The sequence below is a fragment of the Pseudoalteromonas sp. genome (genome assembly GCF_041613455.1).
GTDB lineage: Bacteria > Pseudomonadota > Gammaproteobacteria > Enterobacterales > Alteromonadaceae > Pseudoalteromonas.
Map to the genome: position 1 here is coordinate 1 of NZ_JBFJHD010000318.1, position 2,599 is coordinate 2,599.

Here is a 2,599-nt window from a genome sequence, read left to right on the forward strand (position 1 = left end):
AACTGCTGCGCTTGTTCACAGTAACCATACTGGCTCATCCCCACTAAGCCAAAGTACAGCTGATCTAACCATACGCGACCACGCCAATATATATCGGCACCAAAAGCCGGATTTGTTAGCGCGGCGCTACCCAGTGGTACATAGGTATTAAACTCTTGCTCATCAAGCATAACAGCGGCTACTTTTTTAGCCTGCTCAGTACTGGCCACTTGATTAAATAATGGCGACCAACCTTCAGGACCTTTACCGCGGTTCACTAAAGGTGTGCCTGCACAACCATTTTCTAAAGGTTGCTGAGCAATACTAATATCGTAATAAAAGCCTGTTTGCTGATCAAACATGCAGCGGTTTATATAATCACGTAATTGTGTGGCTTGTTGTAAAAAGAATACGGCATCCTTAGAACGCTTTAAAACATCCGCCATGTGGCTTAAATACAAGTTATCAGAGGCCATATAGGATGCCTGATCAACCGACTCTTGTAATAAAGAATAGCCAATTAACCGCCCTGCTTTATCGTAATTTTGCGCAAAGCCAACATGCCAATCAGTGGCTTTGCCGCCGTTCGCTATATAGCGCTGCAGTTGCTTGCTATCAATAAAGCCAAATACTGCTGCATCATCGCGGCCAGACTCCCACGATGCGGCCGTTTGTGCAGGAATTGCTATCTGTGCTTCGGGGCTTGCCGTTAACGTAGCTTGATATTGCGAAAGCCCCTGTTGCTGCACCCAGCCTGTGGCTGTTTTAACTTTAAATAACAACTCACCTGCCCCCGTATTATGCGCTTTATCTACCGTAGCACCGTATTCAGGAACGCCGTTGTTGTTATGATCGCGGTTGGTTAACCACCATTGGCGATAAGCCAGCAGCTTGGGGTACATAGTGGCTAGCCACGTTTTATCTTGCGTTGCTTGATATACATGCCACACCGCCCATGCCGCTAAACTGGGTTTAGTATTACGCTCATTCCAGTTTGTACCATCGCCGCCGCGCTCAGGACTGCGATTGTACGCCACAACATCGGGAATAAAGCCTGCATCCCAAGGTCTTACCGAATCATTTGCCGTTATCTGGTGCTCAAATACCGCATTTAGATTTTGCTGCGCCAATATGGGGTTAAAGCTGGCAAGCGCTACCGCCTGCTTATAGCTGTCCCAAGGCCATGTTTGATTGCCCGAAAACCACCGTGCGGTTACCGACGGTGTTACGGTGTCGTAACCTACCGCACCTGCTTTTCCTCGCCAGTTGCCAAGTAGGGTTTCGACACTTTTAACTGCCAGCTTTTTAACCACTGGTGTTGCATGTTTTAGCGGTGCAGTGGCCTTTTCTAAATACCCTTGCCAGCGAGCCGCACTGCTTGCTAAATACTGTTCGGGCTGTTTAAAAATTGCCGCTATAATTGAGCGCTCTGCCGCTACTTCTTGCTCATTGAGTAAATATGAATAGCTGGTATAAAAAGTCGTGCTGGTGTTGATATGGGCTTCGCTAGTGTAACTTAATGCATCGTGGGTGGTCTTTACCGCGAGGCTTTTGTGTAATTGCAGTTGTGAACTGCCAGAAGTTAAAATATGCCCTTGTGCGCGTACTTTGCCAAAACGCAGCGCAATCGAATTTGGCGTGACTTGCCATGTTGGTAGCAGTGTTGGGTATACGTCAAAGGGAGAACGGTTATCGGTTTTTTCACCATTGAGCCCCGCTAACTGGCCGATTAACTCACCTTGAAACCGCAGTGTCAGTGGCTCAGAGGTGTTGATTTCGGTTTTTACCAGCGAAGTACGGCTACTCACAAAACGTAATGTGAGGGTAATTTCAACCCCTTCACCCGTAAGCTGTTGCACTAACGCGCCCGGTAAACTGTAAGCTTGCATAGTGAGTGCCACGGGTTGCCCATTTTTGTGAACCGTTAACTTTTCTAAATAAGGCGCAATAAAGTTTAAATATTCTTCGGTAACAATCGCTGGGCCAGTGAAGCCCCCTTGCTGTGCCTCATTCGGTAATAAATGTCCATGCCACGCGCCTAAATCAAACAGCGGGCTAAAGCGTTGATGGCCGCCGTCTGCAAAATCTTGCATAAACGTTGGTGTGCCACTGCGGTCGATTAAATTTTTATACTTAGGTTGCTCGCTCGCTTTACTAAATAAGCTGGTAATACAAAACATTAGAGCCATTAAAGCTAGCATACCGTTAACTCTCATTCTTAATATCCTTATTATTTGTTATAGCGAATCTATAGCGGTAATTACTGCACACGCCACACTAACTGTGCTAATAATCTACTATTTATATTATTGCTTCACATAATTACGATGAATCACCAGCTCACCGAGTCTGTTAGCTAACCTGAGCTGTGGAAAATTCAAAGCCCATTAGTAACACTAAATATTATCGCTGTAGACAAGCTATAGTTAATGAGTCACGTAGAGAGTACAAGGTAGAAAGAGTTGCGTTGATCTTTTTATAGGCAATGCTATAGCTATGGTGGGTTGTCTGCTTTAGTTAAAGTTAAACTCTTTAGTTATTGTTTAAATCAATTTCAGATTAATGAGTGACAGATAAAAAGCAATGAAACCGCAAGCCATACAGCTGAGCGGTTTCATTA

1 protein-coding gene is annotated in these 2,599 nt (G+C 45.2%); it reads right to left on the bottom strand.

Going from position 1 to position 2,599, the window contains the following annotated elements; translation table 11 throughout:
* Positions 1-2,195: alpha-glucosidase (gene ygjK / locus ABYB02_RS16515; protein WP_372763461.1), on the bottom strand; the 2,195-nt coding region annotated here is incomplete at its 3' end.
* Positions 2,196-2,599: the final 404 nt, after the last annotated feature.